This window comes from Bacillus salipaludis, assembly GCF_004358205.1.
Genome location: NZ_SMYO01000002.1, coordinates 313,401 through 331,449 on the forward strand (window position 1 = coordinate 313,401; position 18,049 = coordinate 331,449).

At 38.3% G+C, this 18,049-nt stretch carries 18 protein-coding genes; 12 read left to right on the plus strand and 6 right to left on the minus strand.

What is annotated here, in order from left to right; genetic code table 11:
- Nucleotides 1-99: 99 nt before the first annotated feature.
- Together E2K98_RS04285 and E2K98_RS04290 are read right to left on the minus strand one after the other, a co-directional pair.
- Nucleotides 100-1,440: an APC family permease gene (locus E2K98_RS04285; RefSeq protein WP_133333031.1), complete on the minus strand. Its 1,341-nt coding sequence runs from the start codon at nt 1,438-1,440 to the stop codon at nt 100-102.
- A 311-nt stretch (nt 1,441-1,751) separates the two neighbouring features.
- Nucleotides 1,752-2,870, minus strand: a complete 1,119-nt coding sequence (locus tag E2K98_RS04290; RefSeq protein ID WP_133333032.1) for an alanine dehydrogenase — start codon at nt 2,868-2,870, stop codon at nt 1,752-1,754.
- 286 nt (nt 2,871-3,156) lie between these two features.
- Here E2K98_RS04290 and E2K98_RS04295 point away from each other — a divergent pair, with 286 nt between their 5' ends.
- Both E2K98_RS04295 and E2K98_RS04300 read left to right on the plus strand, forming a co-directional pair.
- On the plus strand, nt 3,157-4,812 hold the full coding sequence (locus tag E2K98_RS04295) for a PucR family transcriptional regulator (protein ID WP_133333033.1): 1,656 nt from the start codon (nt 3,157-3,159) through the stop codon (nt 4,810-4,812).
- A gap of 139 nt (nt 4,813-4,951) precedes the next feature.
- A complete protein-coding gene (locus E2K98_RS04300) occupies nt 4,952-5,845 on the plus strand; it encodes an SH3 domain-containing protein (protein WP_133333034.1) in 894 nt (297 codons plus the stop codon).
- A 125-nt stretch (nt 5,846-5,970) separates the two neighbouring features.
- Here E2K98_RS04300 and E2K98_RS32285 read toward each other — a convergent pair whose 3' ends face one another.
- The 4 genes from E2K98_RS32285 to E2K98_RS04315 all read right to left on the minus strand — a co-directional run bounded on the left by E2K98_RS32285 (nt 5,971) and on the right by E2K98_RS04315 (nt 8,725).
- Nucleotides 5,971-6,420 carry a CBO0543 family protein gene (locus E2K98_RS32285; protein WP_372512546.1) on the minus strand — a complete coding sequence of 150 codons (450 nt, stop codon included), beginning with the start codon at nt 6,418-6,420 and terminating at the stop codon, nt 5,971-5,973.
- A gap of 15 nt (nt 6,421-6,435) precedes the next feature.
- Nucleotides 6,436-6,900, minus strand: coding sequence for a hypothetical protein (locus tag E2K98_RS04305; RefSeq protein WP_133333035.1), 465 nt, complete (start codon nt 6,898-6,900; stop codon nt 6,436-6,438).
- A 5-nt stretch (nt 6,901-6,905) separates the two neighbouring features.
- Nucleotides 6,906-7,694: a hypothetical protein gene (locus E2K98_RS04310; protein ID WP_133333036.1), complete on the minus strand. Its 789-nt coding sequence runs from the start codon at nt 7,692-7,694 to the stop codon at nt 6,906-6,908.
- 119 nt (nt 7,695-7,813) lie between these two features.
- Nucleotides 7,814-8,725, minus strand: a complete 912-nt coding sequence (locus E2K98_RS04315; protein ID WP_133333037.1) for a LysR family transcriptional regulator — start codon at nt 8,723-8,725, stop codon at nt 7,814-7,816.
- 107 nt (nt 8,726-8,832) lie between these two features.
- Here E2K98_RS04315 and dat point away from each other — a divergent pair, with 107 nt between their 5' ends.
- The 10 genes from dat (at nt 8,833) to E2K98_RS04365 (ending at nt 17,571) form a co-directional block, all read left to right on the plus strand.
- Entirely contained in the window at nt 8,833-9,672 is an 840-nt protein-coding gene (gene dat, locus E2K98_RS04320; protein WP_133333038.1) for a D-amino-acid transaminase, read from the plus strand.
- A 182-nt stretch (nt 9,673-9,854) separates the two neighbouring features.
- The gene (locus E2K98_RS04325; protein ID WP_133333039.1) at nt 9,855-10,109 is read left to right on the plus strand and encodes a hypothetical protein; all 255 of its coding nucleotides are present in this window, start codon (nt 9,855-9,857) and stop codon (nt 10,107-10,109) included.
- The gene (locus E2K98_RS04330; RefSeq protein ID WP_328591955.1) at nt 10,066-10,338 is read left to right on the plus strand and encodes a type II toxin-antitoxin system RelE family toxin; all 273 of its coding nucleotides are present in this window, start codon (nt 10,066-10,068) and stop codon (nt 10,336-10,338) included. Before E2K98_RS04325 ends, E2K98_RS04330 begins: the two co-directional genes overlap by 44 nt.
- A 229-nt stretch (nt 10,339-10,567) precedes the next feature.
- A complete protein-coding gene (locus E2K98_RS04335; RefSeq protein WP_133333041.1) occupies nt 10,568-11,020 on the plus strand; it encodes a YhcH/YjgK/YiaL family protein in 453 nt (150 codons plus the stop codon).
- An 11-nt stretch (nt 11,021-11,031) separates the two neighbouring features.
- Nucleotides 11,032-12,726 (plus strand): FAD-binding protein, encoded by a 1,695-nt coding sequence (locus E2K98_RS04340; RefSeq protein ID WP_133333042.1) that lies wholly within the window; start codon nt 11,032-11,034, stop codon nt 12,724-12,726.
- A 96-nt stretch (nt 12,727-12,822) separates the two neighbouring features.
- Entirely contained in the window at nt 12,823-13,737 is a 915-nt protein-coding gene (locus E2K98_RS04345) for a dihydrodipicolinate synthase family protein (RefSeq protein WP_133333043.1), read from the plus strand.
- 1 nt (nt 13,738) lies between these two features.
- Nucleotides 13,739-14,377 (plus strand): SGNH/GDSL hydrolase family protein, encoded by a 639-nt coding sequence (locus E2K98_RS04350; protein ID WP_133333044.1) that lies wholly within the window; start codon nt 13,739-13,741, stop codon nt 14,375-14,377.
- A gap of 14 nt (nt 14,378-14,391) precedes the next feature.
- Nucleotides 14,392-15,774 carry an ABC transporter substrate-binding protein gene (locus tag E2K98_RS04355; protein ID WP_133333045.1) on the plus strand — a complete coding sequence of 461 codons (1,383 nt, stop codon included), beginning with the start codon at nt 14,392-14,394 and terminating at the stop codon, nt 15,772-15,774.
- A gap of 69 nt (nt 15,775-15,843) precedes the next feature.
- Complete coding sequence (locus E2K98_RS04360) at nt 15,844-16,719, plus strand: carbohydrate ABC transporter permease (RefSeq protein WP_133333046.1); 876 nt, start codon at nt 15,844-15,846, stop codon at nt 16,717-16,719.
- Nucleotides 16,720-16,731: 12 nt separating this feature from the next.
- Complete coding sequence (locus tag E2K98_RS04365) at nt 16,732-17,571, plus strand: carbohydrate ABC transporter permease (protein WP_133333047.1); 840 nt, start codon at nt 16,732-16,734, stop codon at nt 17,569-17,571.
- Nucleotides 17,572-18,049 lie beyond the last annotated feature (478 nt).

An 18,049-nucleotide genomic window follows, 5' to 3' on the forward strand; every position in this document is an offset into this window, starting at 1 on the left:
GGGGTCATTCTTTATGTTAGGGCTATTTACTTTAAAAAGAATTCGGGATCCAGGTGCACACAAAGAAGATCGGGCAAATTGCCCAACCTTATAATTTTTTTAAACGCTTTCTTCTAATTTCAATTCCGGCGGTTGTTGTTTAAATCCTTTCGTCAATGCAAATAAATAAATGAAACCTAGTATAACCCAACCTACTCCAAGTATTTTTGAGTGTATATCAAGGTTCAAAAGTAGTACTATATCAAGAACACCCCCGATAGCAGGAACAATTAAATATATAATAAATCCTTTTAACGAACGCTCTCTATTTTTAATAAAATAATGGACAATTACGGCAATATTAACACTAGCATATGCAAGAAATGCTCCGAAATTAATAAATGATGCTACAAGATCTAAACTTAAAAATAAGGCAAGTAAAGAGAAAAGACTAATGATTAGAACATTATTTACAGGTGTTTTATATTTTGGGTGCAGGGTGCCGAAGAACCTTCTAGGCAACTGCCCATCACGCCCCATTGTATAGAGGCCCCGTGCACAACTGGCCTGAGATGACATGGCGCTACCTAAAACAGCTAATGCATAAAGTGCAAGATATACAGAGTATAAAGTCTTTCCGCCGACAAGAGTAATAATTTCGTGAGCAGCCGAATCAGCATTTTGGAATGTGTTATACTCTGGCCATACAAGGAATGAGAAATATGCAACACATGTAAAGATTAATCCGCTAACAAGAGTAACAATAATAACAGCTCGTGGAATTGTCTTTTTAGGATTCACTGTCTCTTCTGCAAACGCTGTAATTGATTCAAACCCAAGGAAACAGAAGCTTAAAAGTGATGCTCCTGCTATAATAAAAGAATGAGGTTCTTTCGAATTAAAGAAGGGTTTAATTGAAATAAGAGAGCCTGTACCTTCTCCGCTAATAACTTCCTTAATAGAAAAACATATAAAAATAATGATAAAAAGAAAAGCAAAAATCGTTAAGAGAGCATTTACACTTGTTGCAAATTTCAATCCTTTAATATTAATAAAAGTAACAATTATTAACATGCCAAGTATCCATACGTAATTTGGAATTGCGGGAAATGCCGCCGAAAAAAAGATGCCAAAAGCCAGATAATTTACCATTGGCAAAAATAAATAATCCATTAAGATTGCCCATCCAACAATAAATCCAACATGGGGGCTGATCGATTTTTGCGCATAAACATAAGCAGACCCAGAGGATGGAAACGCAATTGACATCTTCCCGTAACTATAAGCAGTAAACATCATTACCATCAGTGCAACGATCATTGCTCCTGGAACTATACCATGGGAGACCTCAGCTGCAATACCATATGTAGTAAAAGCTGTAGTTAACCCCATAAATGAAAAACCAAACAAAACAACCGGAATGAGTGTCAATGTTCTATCCATTTTTCGTATGTCTGACATATAAAATACCATCCCCTATTATCTGATTTAACCCTATTTTACTTTTCCCATATGCTCCAAATACTTACACTTTAAGAATATATAAAACAATAAGATGCCAGCTATCCATCTAAATTTAGATGGATCCAACCCATGGTGAATTCCGTCTATAGAATGAAAGATCATTCGTTGGAATATATCATATTTATTATTATTCCTGAAAAATCTAAACGCTGGCATCTAACTGACTTCTGATACTTTCTTTCGTTATAACCTACTCAATATCTGATTTCTGCTGAATATCGATAAATCATGTAAATATGAGATTATTTTTATTTAGCACATAGTAACACTTTTTTTATTTCTGTATAAGGCATGTTATGATTGATTCCAACTTCATGATGAACGATTTCACCGTTCCAGGTGCTGATACAGTTTCTAACGATTTCATCTTTTTCTACAACATCCTTCAATCCCTGATTGGCAATATTCAAAATATAATTGCCAGTCGTCATCAACATTATATTGGTTGAAGTTTGCGGACAGAGAGCAGGCATATTCGGGACACAGTAATGTAAGACATCATGTTCGTAATAAATCGGTTCTTCTAAAGTCGTATAATGTGAGGTTTCTATTAACCCTACTCCTGTGATATCAATAATCATAGAATGAGGCTGCATCGTACCTACCATTTCTCGTGTTACTAGAGATTTAGCTCCTGGCATCGGGTAAATTGTATTAATTAAAACATCGCTATGAATAAGTAATTTAGTCAGCAAATCTTGATCCCAAAGCACAACATCCACCTGTGGCAGCTGTTTGGTTAAATAATCAATGCGATTCATCGATGCTTCTACGATTGTTACATTTAATCCGAGACCCACGGCAACTTGTGCAGCATTGAATCCAGCATTTCCCCCGCCAAGTATGACTACTTTGCTTGATGGCAAACCGGCCATTTTCCGCAGAAGGATTCCTTTTCCTCCATAACCGTATTGTGCATATTTTACTGCTTCAAGCATTGCTAACGTTCCTGCAATTTCACTCATTGGTTTAATGGTAGGCCTCGTTCCATCAGGTAAAACCATTAATTCCATTGATAACGAAATTGTTTTTTTATCCAGTAATGCCTGTAACATTTCATGATTCACATCTTCCGCCAAATGAAACCAAGCCATTACCATTTGATTTTCTCTTAGAAGACCGTATTCGTACGGTTGTAGTTCTTTCACTTTTACCACAAATTCTGCCTGCTCATATATTTCGTCAATGGTATCTACTACCTCGGCACCTGCGAAAATATATTCCTCATCAGGAAAACCACTGCCTTTCCCCGCCATACTTTGTATTAGCACTTTATGACCGGAGGCTGTTAATTTTTTGACCCATTCTGGGGTTAATCCAACCCTAGTTTCTGCTGTTTTTAATTCTTTTGGAACTCCCACTATCATGGTAAACTCCCCTTCCTAATCTTAATATTTTTAGAACTGTCTAAATCTTATAGAAAAATGACAGCCCTTTCATTAGACGCCACGTTAAAATTTACATACTATTTTTTTTACAACGTTTTGGTTTGGTCCCGTTGAACGGTTCATTTGAACGATAATGAATACAAAATTGAAAAGAGGAGAAACGGTAAAGGAGTACGATTTACCTGTATTTATAAATTTATAATTCTATTATGTTTATGATAGAATTGTTTTATTTGCAGCAATCAATTATGGAGTGGAGGCAACTATGCAAGCTAATCTATCTCTCACTATACAAGATATTCTTAAGCGTCCTCTCTTTTCTAATGCTGAAGTGGTTGCAGGATTAAATGGGTTGAACCGTCAAGTTAAATGGACACATGTGCTTGAAATTCCCTATTTTGATGACACCATTTTTCAAGGGGGAGAACTGATCCTTTCCACTGGCTTTGGATTTGAATGGAAAGACTCCTCTAATTCCTCATTTTTGTTAAATCTTATCGAACACAACGCATCATGTTTATGTATAGAACTTGGACACTACTTCGAAATAATCCCAGAAGAAATGATCGAGATGGCAAATAAGTATGAGTTTCCGATCATTATATTTAGAGAGCTTGTAAATTTTATTGAAATAACGCAAGATCTGCATTCATATATCGTAAATGCTCATCATTCAAAGTTGGTTGTGCTAGATTCAATTTCAAAAGAGTTCCAATCTCTGTCACTTACTACTAACGGTGTATCTAAAATATTAATGCTATTGCAGCAGAAGACAGAAACACAAATTCTCTATGTTCCTGTAGAAGGAAAACCTTTTTCGATTCCACGAATGAAGGGTGAATTTCAGGAATATCTCATTCAATATATTGACAAAAATAAAGAACACTGGCACGAGCGAATTACAAATAATGCTCCCATCGAATGGAAGGCATTAAACCATACTATTCTTCTCCAACCAATAGGAGCAATGGAGCAAATTTGGGCCTACCTTGTTATGGTTCTAGATCGTGAATCTGATGAATTTGATTTTCTAATCCTTGATCGTGCATCTCTCGCTATTTCACAAGACTTATTGCGAAAACATTATTTAGATGAAAAACGATTACGATTAGAATCTGTATGGTTGGACGATCTGCTTTATAAACGTATAAATAATGAGGAACAAGCTAGGGGATTTATTTCTTCAAAATTTAAGCACTCCTATTCTCTGCGTTATCGAATCGTAATCATTGATATCCGAGATATTGTTCACCCATCTTCTTTAAGTTTATTGGATGAAGAGCCTGACTCTGTGATTTATCATTATTCTTTAAAAATTCGATCTGAGTTCGCAAAAAATTCTTTTACATCCTATATTACATCAATAAGAAATCAGATAATTGTATTAGCAATTGATCTGGATAAAACTGATTCCTCTAAGGCTCGATTCCTGAAAGTGATCGATACATTGCAGAATGTTAAAGTCGGGGAGTCTGGTCAAATCAGTATAGGCGTTGGGCGACAATATCAGTTACTTTCAGATGCTCATAATGGCTATCGAGAAGCACAGGCAGCATTAAATTATCGAACACTTTCATCAAGTGTCTTTTATGAGGAACTTGGTATATATCGTCTTCTTCTCTTAATTCAGCAGGATCAAGAGACCGCCAACTTTATTGAGGACTACCTCTCTCCTTTAATTGATCACGATAAGAAATATGGTTCGGAATTGATTCTAACTTTAACAAAATACTTTGAATTTGAACGTTCTAAGCAGCTTACAGCTCAATATTTAGATACAGTAAGACAAACTATTTATTATCGACTTGAAAAAATAAAACAGATTATTGGTTTTGATTTTGATATGCCAGAGAACAGATTAAACACTGAAATAGCATTGAAAGCCTATCAACTTTTACAAAGAGGAGTACTTACAAAGTAAATGTATTAAATGGATTACCAATCACCAGCTCATCAAATACCCCAAACCCCGGATTTTGTCGAATTCTTTTCTTACAATAGCTCAACAACTTCTGTTAAAATTTGGATGGTTATGGAATGTTGTCAAAGGGGGATTATTTGTGAAGTTAGTAAAAACGGTTAAGCTTTCGCTGGTGTTTGCGGTCATCTTGTCGGTGTTTTCTACATTTGTTTTGAACAATGAACCAGTCAAAGCGGCTACCACGAAAAGTGCAACTGTAGCGGTAGATAAGTTAAATGTTAGGAGCGGGGCAGGGACTAAGTATAAAAAGGTTGGATCCTTGAAGAAGGGTACAAAAGTGACGGTTTACGCTCAAAAATCAAGTTGGTCTCAAATCCGCTATAAAGAGAAAAAAGCCTATGTCGCAACCAAATATTTAAAATTTGGAGTAACGGTAAAAAAATATCACTATAAAGGGAAAGGTAATCTGCCTTACCCACAGGTAAAGGGTCTGAAAAGCAAAACAGCTGAAAAGAAGATTAACCAGGCCTTATTAGGCTATGCGAAGGACGCATATAAGAATTATCTTAAAATGCTGGCAGACGAAAAGCAGGTCAAACAAGATGATCCGGAATGGTGCAGTGAATATTCGTATGCGTGTGATTACGATTACTCCACATTCTACAGCGTGAAATACAATGATGGAAAACATTTAAGTATTATTCTCTACGATTCTTTGTATCTAGGCGGTGCACATGGTTCAGAAACCGCAACCTCCTATAATTTCATCATCAGCAGTGGAAAACAAGTTAAGCTTATGGATAAACTTACATCAAAGGCCAAAATCAGCAGGGTACAACAATATGCCTACAACTACATGATGAAGCATCCGGAGATTTTCACAGTTACAAAACTTAGTGATGTTGTTATTGATAAATACACCCAATTTTACTATACAGATGGCGGCATTAAATTAGTTTTCCAAGAATACGAAGTAGGGCCATACGCTGCAGGATTCCCGACTGTAAAAATACCGAGTTCGGTTTATAAATAGGTTTCATAATAAAAGAAAGGACCTTTCTGAGATTTCAGAATGGTCCTTTCTTAATGGAAAAGGATTATATTCATTCGACAAAAATCGGGTGGTGCACCCGAATTTCGTCGAATATAAGCATAAAATTATTTAATAATTCTTTGAACCAACCGCATATTTATCACAAGAACTGAAAAGATGACAGGATATAATGCTCCAGAATACCAAAGCTTCCACCCGTTATAGTAAAAAAAATCAGTTTGCAAGGATATCCATTCAAAAGTAATAGAGAAAACAGACCAATATAAGATGTATATAGCTTTTTTTACTATCTTTTTTTCAGAAGGATAAAAATTGAGAAATAGGAAACTAATGGCCGGAAAGTAAAGAATAATTCCAAGTAATGCTATCCATTGAAAGCCTTTTTGAAAATAGCCATAAAGATGATAATGCAAATCAAGTACCATATCAGTTGTCAAACCGTATGCATATGCAAAAAAACATGTGGCGTAAATCTCTATTCTACCGATCCTCTTTGGAACAAAAAAGGCAATTATGTTAAATATGATAAATAGGACAAATATGAGTTTCCACAAACTAACCCCCGCTCCTTAACGTTCCTTCACTTTTGCTACACCTAACGCAAAATGATTCCAAAGAATATTTTCGATTAATTCAGCTTGAGATTCTTCACAATTAATAATGAGGATAATTTCAGAATGCTTACCTCTTAACAGCCTTTTTCTCTTCTTTACAACCAATTCAGTAAAAAGCCGAATCGCAAATCCTAGAGCAAACCCAATCATAGCACTAATAAGCCCCCAATAAATTGGGCCCCATGATAATTTAAACCCAATACTTGCTCCTATAACAGAAAAAGCTGTTCCGAGTGCCATTCCTATATCAATAAGCGATGTACCATCAGAGCGATGAAGGGAATCAAAAACTTTTCTCTCCTCAGAACGATTGTCCAGTGGGACTGCATAGATATTTTCTTTTTTCATTCCTCTTTTTTCCAATTTCGATATGGCCATTTCTAAATAGTGGGTTGTTTCAAATGTTGAAAAAAGCTGCAAATTCATCACTTCACTTTTTGTCCTTTTGATATTCTGAATCCAGAGGCTTGGTAATTTTCTTTCAAATGATTCCTTAGTTCCTTTTCAAAAAGTTTATTATTTTCAACCGTATTAATATAAGAGTCATACATGGCGAACCCATAGTGGGATGGGATAAATAAAAGCCACTCAGGTTTTAATACAGAAGTAGCTTCCTTGATTTTGCCTAAAAACAAAAGGGAAACGGCCTCGAGGCAGTGCGAATAATAAAAAAAGATGACTAACCAAATGATGACAAAAAAGGCAGTCAAAATCCTATGGATATAGAGTTGTCCTAGACCTGGAATAAACAATGACCATATGAGGGAGAGAATTGGGTTTCTTTTATCAAGGTAGTTAATTTCTAATGCTCCCAAGGTAAAGGAATTAAAACGATGTTCCTCACGTTCAGCTAAAAGATAAACCCGATTCATATCTACGGTTGTTCGATAACTATCCCAAATTGCAAAAAGGTAAACGGGAATATACATGATCAGCCACCTAGTGTTTAATACCTCTTTGGCTAAGTCTATATTGCCTTGGAATGAATAAATCATGGAAAGGTTGACATGGGCATTTATATTTACAACAACTTCCCATATAAATAATACATATCCTCTAATATATTTTGATAAAATCAAATGTCCGAATCCGGGGAATGCTGCCGACCACCAAGCAATAATGTAAGGATTACGTAAATGAAGCTGAGTCGTACCAAGAATACTTACATGTGCTTTATATCTTCTAGCAGTATTATCATTCGTATAGTTGTTCATTTAACCCCACCTTTAAAACCCAATCAATTCACCAAGTTTTCCACGAATAAGCATATTTATCCTAGGTTACAAATTTTCCATGGGCAAAAGTCAATTCGACAAAATTCGGGTGGTGCCTGTCACCGCCCGAATTTTGACGAATTCATAGATTCCTTGCCCTGCACCAGAAAATCAAGAAAGCTTTCCGAGATGCGGTCAAAGTTTCTGTCTTTTAAATAAATTAATTCATAATCTCTTTGAATGTAAGGGAGATTCGTCACTTTTATCTCTATTAAGGTACCGTTCTTCAGCTCTTCTCCAATTGCCGACTTTGGCAAAATGGCGATTCCGATTTTTTGTTTCACCATTCGATTTACGACCTCGATATTATCTGTTTCCATAATGACGTTCTTCTGTAGCTGGAGATGGTCAAAAGCATTATGAATCAGGGTCCAATCGATTGAATTTCGATTATACAAAATAAACTTCTCGCGGGCCAACTCTTCCATGGTTACGGCTTCCCTTGATCCAAAAGGGTGCTCAGGATATATGGCCAGGATCATTTCATCATGGAACAAATGGATACTTTCAATTCTTGGATGGTTAACAGCCCTTGCAATCCCAAAGGTTACTTGATGATTTAACACCATGTCCAAGACCTGAGTAGAATGGCCGGTATACAGGTTTACTTTCACTTGAGGGAATTGATTATGGAATTCTTTTATTAAATCCGGAAGAAAATGAAAGGCAGCTACAAAAACGGCTGAAATCTCAATTTCCCCCACCAATTTCAGTTGCTCCCGCTGAATGGCATATTGGCCGTCCTGCAGGCTGTGAAGGATATCTTTTGCATAGGGGAGGAAGGTACTCCCTTCTTTTGTCAGATTGACGGTATTTCCTGTTCGGTAAAATAATTGACAGTTCAGCGAGGTTTCTAGTGCCTTAATCCGGGCGCTGACCGTTGGCTGTGTGGTAAATAACGCTTCGCCCGCCTTGCTAAAACTCCTTGTTACTGCCACAAAAATAAATGCTTCAATTTGTTCGATATTCATTCAAGTTGCCCCTTATAAAAATATTCTATAGCCATTATGACAAACTTCTATTGGATTTTTTAGATTATTTGCCGTTTACTTAAAATATCAAAGGGAGGAAAAAAACGATGAACATTGGCTACGCTAACGGTAAGTATGTCCAATTGGATGAACCGGTCATTCCAATTGATGAACGAGGTCATCAATTTGGTGACGGTGTCTATGAAGTAATTCGGGTGTATAAGGGAAAACCTTTCATGCTGGAGGAGCATCTGCAACGGCTGATTCAAAGTGCAAAGGCGATTAAATTACCAATTCAACAATCAGTAGAAGACTTTAAAGCACTCATTTTAGAAGCGGTTCAAAAATCGAACGAACTGGAAAGTGCTGTTTATTTGCAAATAACTAGAGGGGTTGCTGTAAGGCAGCATCTATTCCCGGCTGCCCCCGTATCCATTACGATGACAGTTCGACATGTGGCTGGGATTGATAATGAGGCAAGAGAAAAGGGAATGAAGGCAATCTTTCATGAAGATGAACGCTGGGCCAATTGTTATATTAAATCCTTAAACCTCCTTCCTAACATTTTAGCCAAACAAATCGCCCATGACGCCGGCTGCTATGAAGCAATCCTAGTCAGAGACGGATTTATTACAGAAGGTACCAGTTCAAATGTGTATATGGTGAAAGATGGAGTGGTCTATACGACGCCGCTGTCGAAACAAATTTTATCCGGGATCACCCGAATGGCCGTTAAAAAGGTTACCGAATCTTTAGGGATCCCATTCATCGAAAAAAAATTCACACCTGAGGAACTCCTTCAAGCGGATGAAGTATTTATCACGAGTACAACATCGGAAATACTGCCAATTGTCAATGTGGATGGAAAAAGTATCGGTAAAGGAACTGCGGGAGAATGGACGAAGAAGGCTTATAGGAAATTTAAAGAGTTCATTCTTACTGATTAGCTAATAGGAAGGACCTTCTGGAATTTAGCTTTAGAAGGTCCCTTTTTATTGGAAAATGGTGATTTGAGAAATCGAGCTAGGTCATTTTTCAAATAGATGAGAGGGTCGGAGGTGTTATATCTCTTATCAGATATATGATAAAATGAAGTTATTAAAGGATTTTTTGCGAAGGGGGAATGGATATGGCTATAAGCAATGAAGAATTGTATAAGATGATAAAAAAACTTCCTGAAGATGCAAAAAAATCGGCCTATGATTATTTGAAATATTTGTCTTACCGTCATTCACGACCAGATTGGGAGGATATTATGGTAATGGAATCTGATGAGATTCCGTTGAGTCAAGAGGAAGAACGGCAACTAAAGAATAGCTCGGAGTTTGTGTCGTGGGAGGATGCGAAGCGTGAGCTTAACCTACCGACTGACTCTAAGTCGTGAATCCGTTAAATTCTTAAGAAAACAGGAAAGAAATATTCAAGAACGAATTGGAAAAGCTTTAGAAGGCTTAACAATACGTCCTCCAATTGGAGACATAAAACCATTAAAGGGAAGAGAAAATAAGTTAAGGCTTAGAGTTGGAACGTATAGGATTATTTTTGAAATTAACCACCATGAAAAAATAATTTATATTTTAACCATCGATAATCGTGGCGATGTATATAAATAAGAAACTTAAAAGGACCTCCAGTAAACGAACAGGGAAGGTCCTTTTTTCATGAATGATCTTCGAAAAAGGATATTGCCCAATTGTTAATGATGTATACCTTCACGCCCTCTCAACAAAATGGTGAAAATTTTTTCCAAAATAAATCAAACGAGAGGAAATTATTTACGAAATTATCCCCCTATGCTATCCTAAACTTGAAAACGAATCCATAAAAAAGGGGCTAATAAGGATGATTGTTGATCACATCCGTAATTTTCATTTCTATAAAGGTATCCATGAAAGAATCAATCAAGCAATCGACTATATCCAACAAACCGATTTCACAAACCTCCAAACCGGCATGCATGAAATCGACGGCGAAAACCTATTCTTTAATCTCATCGAATACGAAACCAAAACCCTGCAAGAACGCTTCTGGGAATCACATCAAAAGTATCTAGATGTCCATTATCTATTAGAAGGAACAGAACAAATCGGCTTTGAGCCGTTCGACCAAATGAAAATCAAACAACCATACGATGAACAAGACGACTATTTTCTACTCGAAGGCAACCTAAAATCAGCGGCCACATTACAAAAGGGAAACTTCATGATTCTCTTCCCACAGGATGCCCATATGACCGGAATCAAGGTCGACACATCGGAAAAAGTAAGAAAAATCGTATTCAAAGTTAAATTATAGGGGGTGAGCCCATGAATCCCCAAGAAACCATCACAACCGATGTACTCGTCGTAGGAAGCGGCATCGCCGGCCTAAAGGTAAGCATCGAGTTGGCGAAAGCCGGTAAAACCGTGATCATGTCGACCAAAACCCATGTTTGTTCCGGCTCAAGCTTCTATCCCCTGAAAGCCTCCCTGGGAACACAGGTGACCAAGGATCACCAAGACAAAGAAGTATTTTTACAAGACATAGAGGCAGTCAGCCTTCACATGCACGACAAAGAAATGGCCCAAATCTATGTGGAGGAAATCCAGGACCGAGTCCAAGAATTTCCTGAAATCGGGATTGAGCCTTTTAAACTGCCTGACGATCGCAAGGCCTGCTTTGCGGAACATAGCCGGACCATTTATATGCTGAGGGATTGGGACCAAATCCGCGAAAATGTGAAAACGATTTTCAACCATTACCCTAATATTTCGTTATACGAAAAATCTGCTGTAATTTCCTTAATCAAGACCGGCAACAAGGTAACCGGAGCTTTCCTATTGGACCACGAAAATCACCTTATCCTGATCCATTGTAAGGCGGTCATCTTGGCAACAGGCGGTTTCGGGAATCTTTACAAGCATAACTTAAACCCAAATGATGTCGATGGATCGGGGCATATCCTTGCGCTAGAAGCAGGAGCAAGTCTCGTAAATATGGAGTTTATTCAATTCATTCCAGGATTCACCGCACCAAAATATAAGACATTATGGGGCGAACACACCCTAAATTATTGTAAAGATTTTGTGGATGAAGAAGGGATCAGTATTTTAGAAAAGGTGCTTCCCGACGGGCTCAGCAAGCAAGAATGCTTGGAAATCCGGAGTACACATGGGCCATTTACCCATTCTCTCCCGTCAAAATACTTTGATATCGCGATGATGAAAGAAATTATCCGAACCAAAAGCGAAGCAGGTTTCGAGCTTGTCTTTGATGAGGCGATTTATGAGGATCAGCGAGATTTCTATACGATCTATCTTAATTGGCTGAAAGAAAGAGGAATCAATCTTGTGACGGACGCTTGCAAAATTGCTCCTTTTGCGCATGCTAGTAATGGCGGGGTCAAGGTGGATAGCTGTGGACGGACCTCTGTACCAGGACTTTATGCAATCGGTGAGCTCGCAGGAGGAATTGAAGGAGCTAATCGATTGGGAGGAAATTCTACAGGTTCCTGTATGGTTTTTGGAAAAAGAGCCGCCCAGAATTGTCTGGATTATGTGAACAATGGCCGGCTTGAACCGCTTGATATCCAAGCGGCAATCGATCAATTAAACAAGTCCATTCCAAAGACATCCGAGAAGTCCATCACCCCACATCAAGTAATCGAAGAAATCCGGGAACTCATGTGGTTGAAGGCAAATGTGATTCGAGATGAAAAAAATCTAACATCCGCCCTAAAAAAGGTAACCGAATTAAAGGCCTCATTCAATATGAGTCTTCATGTACAGAACGAAAATGAACGAAAAAGTGCATTTAAAGCAAGAAATTTTTTGCTGCTTTCGGAAATTCTGTTAAAGGCAATGTTGGAAAGAAGAGAGAGCAGGGGGGCCCATTATCGCGAAGATTTTCCGAATGAGGACGAAAATTTTCAAAAACGATTATGGATCTCCTTAAAAAACAAAGAAGTAACTCTGGAGTTTCGGGCAAAATTTTCAAAAAGGAGAATATTTTTTCCAAAATAAATTAAATTGGTGAAAATTATTTACAGAACCACTCAAGCGTGATATATTTACTTTGTAAACGGTACCAATAAATTCATTTCCAGGTGGCGAAGATAAATGACAAATCAAAAATTTAAAGGTGTTTTTCCAGCATTCTATGCGTGCTACGACGATGCAGGAGAAATATCAGAGAGCCGTACAAAGGATCTTTGTAACTATCTTTATGAAAAAGGGGTTCAAGGTCTTTATGTAAGCGGAAGTTCTGGAGAATGCATTTACCATAACCTTGATGAAAGAAAAGCGACATTAAAATATGTGGCCGAAACCGTAAAAGGGAAGCTGACGCTCATCGCTCATGTTGGAGCACCTTCCACAAGAGACAGTGTGGAATTAGCAAAATATGCGGAAGAGCTTGGCTATGATGCCTTATCCGCCATCCCGCCGATCTACTTTAAACTTCCTGAAAGTTCAATCTATAAGTATTGGACGGACATTATGGATGCAGCGGAGCTACCATTCATCATCTATAACATTCCACAAACAACTGGGTACAATCTATCCATGAATCTATTCAAGCAATTAATTGAGAATAAAAAAGTAATGGGTGTTAAAAACTCTTCGATGCCAGCGATGGACATTGAACGCTTTAAGGCAGCAGCAGGCGAAGACTTTATCGTCTTTAACGGACCTGACGAACAATATGTGGCCGGAAGAATCATTGGGGCTGATAGCGGAATTGGCGGAACCTATGCAGCGATGCCGGAGTTATTTTTAAAAGCCGAAGAATTTGTTTCAACTGGAAACGTTGAACAAGCAAGAAGCATTCAACGAGATATCAATGACATTATTATCGCTTTATGTTCCTTAAATGGTTCGATGTATTCCGTCATTAAAGAAGTTCTTAAATTAAATGGCGTCAATGTTGGAAGCGTTCGAGCACCTTTTGAGCCGGTACACGGAGAGGATTTAAATAATATCCCGGCAATTAAAGAGATGATCGACCAAGCAATTCTAAAATACGGAAAAAACTAACATGAAGCGAAGAATTGTCTGCTTCGGAGATTCAAATACATGGGGTTTTGATGCCGCAACGATGGGGAGATTTCCTGAAGGAGTCAGATGGACCAGCTTGCTGGCTGAAGGATTAGGCGATGACTTTCAAGTTGTCGAGGAAGGACTTTCCGGCCGAACAAGCGTCGTAGACGATCCATTGTTTGAAGGCCTAAACGGTTTGACCTATCTGCATCCTTGCTTAATGAGTCATGCGCCGCTTGAGTTGGTTGTGATTATGCTTGGAACCAATGATACAAAGGAAAGATTTAATCTCACTTCTTTTAATATCGCTCAAGGAATTGCCAGGCTCGCGCTTAAAGCAAAAAGTACTCCGGCTGGCTTGAATGGAGCACCACCTAAAGTGTTCGTGATGGCGCCGCCTCCCATTGGGAAAGAGTACGTTGATACAGAAGTAGGCAAGTCAATGGGGAAAAATTGTGATCAGAAATCAGCTGAACTGCCCAGCCATTTAGAGGAGCTACTGCAGCTGCAAGGAACTGAGTTTCTTGATTTAAGCGGCCGTGTTCCGATGAATACGATTGATTACATGCATTTGGATCAAGAAGGACATCAGCTTTTAGCCAGGCTTGTCCTTCAAAAAATAAAAAACATGCTATAAAGGGGGAAAAAGGAATGTTGAAAAAACGCTTTCTAGCCACCGCTTTGACTGGTGTGCTTGCACTTGGAGCTTTAGCCGGTTGTGCAAACAAAGAAACAAGTAAATCGGATACAGGGGCAAATGGTAAAAAGACAGTTGAATTGTCGCTTATGTTAACACCGCAATGGAAGGGAGTCATGGACCCTACTGAAAAAGGGGCAGACTACGATAGCTTCTTCAAGTATGCGGCAGATAAGTTCTCCAAACAGTATAAAGATTACGACGTAAAAGTGAAGGTAGAAGTAGTTGCGGCTGAGCAAAGGGATGAACTCTTAAATGTTAAGTTAAACGGCGGCACTCCTCCGGATATCTTCTTTGAAAACACGTTCGCAATGGGTGATTATGCACATCGCGGTGCATTAGTTCCATTAAACGATATTGTCGATGATGCGGCGAAGAAAGACATTGACCAAAAGTACTGGGATAGTGTGACGTTCGGCAAGGATGTTTACTTCTATCCATTCTCTCATATGCCAGGAACCTTAGCGTACAACGCGGATATGTTCAAGGCGGCAGGACTTGAAAAGTATCTTGGTGGCAAGGATGAAATCAAGACTTGGACGTTAAAAGATTATGAAACCATCCTCAATGCGTTGAAGAAGGATTTACCGAAGGATAAGTATCCAATGGCGCTATATGCGTTAAATAACCAAGGCGATACGTGGAACCTAGCTTATTTAAGAATGTTTGGTAATAAGTTCTTCGATGACAAAGGCAACATTATCCTTGATGATGCAAACGGAGTGAAGGCAGCAAAATGGTTAAAGAAAATCTATGATGCCGGATTAACAAACCCAGGTGCAGAATCGGTTTCATCTAATGATGCCAATGCCATGTTCCAAAACCAGAAGCTCGCGATCAGCTTCACAAACTCTGTACTCTTTAACAATGCAAAAGCAGATATGGCAGCAGGTAAAGCACCTAAGTTTGATATCCGACTTGCAAATATTCCATCTGAAAGCGGCGATCCGTTAACCTTTACGTATGTATCAGGTGCTGCTGTTTTCAATACAAAGGACAAAACAAGAATTAAAGTAAGTAAAGATTTTGTTAAATTCTTCTCAACAGATCCTGAACTTGTAAAAGCTTCAAAAAATGGGGTTCCAGTAAGGACTTCTGTAGCAAATGAATTCAAGTCTCAAAATCCATTATTCGCAGCATACGATAAAAACGCGAAGTATTTGTTTAACTTTACTGGCAGTGTTCCAGGTTACAGCGAGCTAAGACAGGCTTTATATCCAGAGCTTCAAGCATTATTAACTGGACAAAAGTCAGCGGAACAAGCCGTGAAAGACTATCAGAAAAATGGTAATGGAATTATTGAAAATGCAAGGGCCAACTCAGTTATCAAACAATAGCCCTGTAAACTTTATAAATTTAAGCCCCTCAAGATTAGGGGCTTAAATTTTAGAAAGGTAATGGTTACGATGAAATTCAATAAGCATACTTTCAAAGAAAATATGACAGGGTATCTATTTGTAGCTCCACAACTTTTACTCTTCTTAGTATTTCTTGTTTATCCCATCATTGAAGGAATTCGGCTAAGCTTGTTCAGAATTAATTACACCAATGAAGTATTTGTCGGATTTGACAACTACACCAGACTCTTTCAGGACCCTGTTTTTGTAAAATCTACGATTAACACCGTTGTTTTCGTTATCTTCATTGTGGCCTTAACAGTTATATTTTCTCTATTTGTTGCATCGGCTGTATTTGATAAAAATGCAAAATATGTTTCCTTTATCCGAGGAGCCTACTATATCCCTGTAATGGTTTCGATGGTTGTCATGAGTATGATCTGGAGTTTCTTACTAAATCCAGCCAATGGACTGATTCCGTACGTGGCAAAACAACTGGATTTTTCAAATGTGAACTTTTTAGGGAATCCCCATACGGTATTACCGGTGATCATTTTCGTTACGTTTGCAACCAATGTAGGTCAAGCGATTATCCTTTACATTGCGTCGATGATCGGGGTACCAAAGGAACTATTTGAAGCAGCAGAAGTGGATGGGGCAAGCAGAACGACCATCATCATGAAAATTCTCATTCCCATGGTCAAACCTACTACCATCTATATCACGATTATGAACATTATTGCCGTCTTAAAGATATTCGTTGTCATTCAACTATTAACGGGTGGCGGACCAAACAATGCTTCTACGACTCTTATGTATTTCTTATACAATAATGCCTTTAAGTATAATCAGCTTGGTGTGGCTTCTGCAGTAGGTGTGATTATGTTCTTAATTACATTAATATTATCGGTTCCACAATTAAGAGCAATGTTTAAGAAAGATTAGAGGTGAATTCGCATGAAAACGAAAAACAAGAAAAAAAGAGAAACCGTTGACGTAATCGCCAATGCTATCATCATTTTCTTTGCTGTCCTAAATATATTTCCTCTTTATTGGCTTTTTACTAGTTCCTTAAAGAACAGTTCGGATGTTATCAAAATGCCTCCTGATTGGTTTCCGAAAACGATGTCCTTTAGTAACTATGCGGACGTATTCCAGAACCAGCCGGCATTAAGATGGACATTTAACAGTATTATTGTCTCACTGGTTACAACCGTAGCGGTGATCATTGTCAGCTCACTTGCTGCTTATGCGTTCTCAAAGTTGAAGTTTAAAGGGAAAAATGTTATTTATATCATTTTTATTTCCAGTTTAATGATTCCAAAAGAGGTCATGATCGTTCCTTTATTCAGGATTATTCAGGAGTTTGGAATGGTAAATTCACTAAATGGCATGATTTGGCCGAATGTTGCCACAGCCTTTGGAGTATTTCTGCTTAAGGGATTTTTTGATACGATACCTGATTCACTACGAGAAGCGGCCCGGATTGACGGAGCAGGGGAGTTTTATACTTTTTATAAAATTATCTTGCCGATTGTAAAACCCGGAATTGGGGCGTTATTCATCCTGAATTTTGTTCAGGTATGGAACGATTACCTCTGGCAGTTAATTGTCGGCCAAGAGGAAACTTCAAAAACGTTAATGGTCGGAATTGCATCCTTGATGCAGGATTTAAGTCCAAACTTTGCTTATAAGATGGCCGGAGCTACGGTGGCTGCTGTGCCAATGCTCGTAATCTTTATCCTATTCCAACGGTATTTTACAAAAGGATTGGCGATTGGGGCAGAAAAGGGATGAACCTTGGAGTTTATCGAGGGTATGAGAGCCAAAACGCATGAGGATATAGGAAGATTTGGTGTTCATCGAGGGTATGAGAGCCAAATCTCATGAAGAGATGGGATAATTTGGTGTTCATCGGCGGTATGAGAGCCAGAACGCATGAGAAGATAGGAAGATTTTGTGTTCATCATCGGTATGAAAGCCAAAACCCATGAGGAGATAGGAAGATTTTGTGTTCATCGAGGGTATGAAAGCCAAATCTCATGAAGAGATGGGATGATTTGGTGTTCATCATCGGTATGAAAGCCAAAACGTATGAGGAGATAGGAAGATTTGGTGTTCATCGGCGGTATGAGAGCCAAAACGCATGAGGAGATAGGAAGATTTGGTGTTCATCGAGGGTATGAAAGCCAAATCTCATGAAGAGATGGGATGATTTTGTGTTCATCGGCGGTATGAAAGCCAAAATGCATGAGGAGATAGGATGATTTTGTGT

Bases quoted from the DNA above. Each gene is read 5' to 3' on its own strand.
- E2K98_RS04285 (WP_133333031.1), bottom strand. From the start codon at position 1,440: ATGTCAGACATACGAAAAATGGATAGAACATTGACACTCATTCCGGTT.
- E2K98_RS04290 (WP_133333032.1), bottom strand. From the start codon at position 2,870: ATGATAGTGGGAGTTCCAAAAGAATTAAAAACAGCAGAAACTAGGGTT.
- E2K98_RS04295 (WP_133333033.1), top strand. From the start codon at position 3,157: ATGCAAGCTAATCTATCTCTCACTATACAAGATATTCTTAAGCGTCCT.
- E2K98_RS04310 (WP_133333036.1), bottom strand. From the start codon at position 7,694: ATGAACAACTATACGAATGATAATACTGCTAGAAGATATAAAGCACAT.
- E2K98_RS04315 (WP_133333037.1), bottom strand. From the start codon at position 8,725: ATGAATATCGAACAAATTGAAGCATTTATTTTTGTGGCAGTAACAAGG.
- dat (WP_133333038.1), top strand. From the start codon at position 8,833: ATGAACATTGGCTACGCTAACGGTAAGTATGTCCAATTGGATGAACCG.
- E2K98_RS04325 (WP_133333039.1), top strand. From the start codon at position 9,855: ATGGCTATAAGCAATGAAGAATTGTATAAGATGATAAAAAAACTTCCT.
- E2K98_RS04330 (WP_328591955.1), top strand. From the start codon at position 10,066: ATGCGAAGCGTGAGCTTAACCTACCGACTGACTCTAAGTCGTGAATCC.
- E2K98_RS04335 (WP_133333041.1), top strand. From the start codon at position 10,568: ATGATTGTTGATCACATCCGTAATTTTCATTTCTATAAAGGTATCCAT.
- E2K98_RS04340 (WP_133333042.1), top strand. From the start codon at position 11,032: ATGAATCCCCAAGAAACCATCACAACCGATGTACTCGTCGTAGGAAGC.
- E2K98_RS04345 (WP_133333043.1), top strand. From the start codon at position 12,823: ATGACAAATCAAAAATTTAAAGGTGTTTTTCCAGCATTCTATGCGTGC.
- E2K98_RS04350 (WP_133333044.1), top strand. From the start codon at position 13,739: ATGAAGCGAAGAATTGTCTGCTTCGGAGATTCAAATACATGGGGTTTT.
- E2K98_RS04355 (WP_133333045.1), top strand. From the start codon at position 14,392: ATGTTGAAAAAACGCTTTCTAGCCACCGCTTTGACTGGTGTGCTTGCA.
- E2K98_RS04360 (WP_133333046.1), top strand. From the start codon at position 15,844: ATGAAATTCAATAAGCATACTTTCAAAGAAAATATGACAGGGTATCTA.
- E2K98_RS04365 (WP_133333047.1), top strand. From the start codon at position 16,732: ATGAAAACGAAAAACAAGAAAAAAAGAGAAACCGTTGACGTAATCGCC.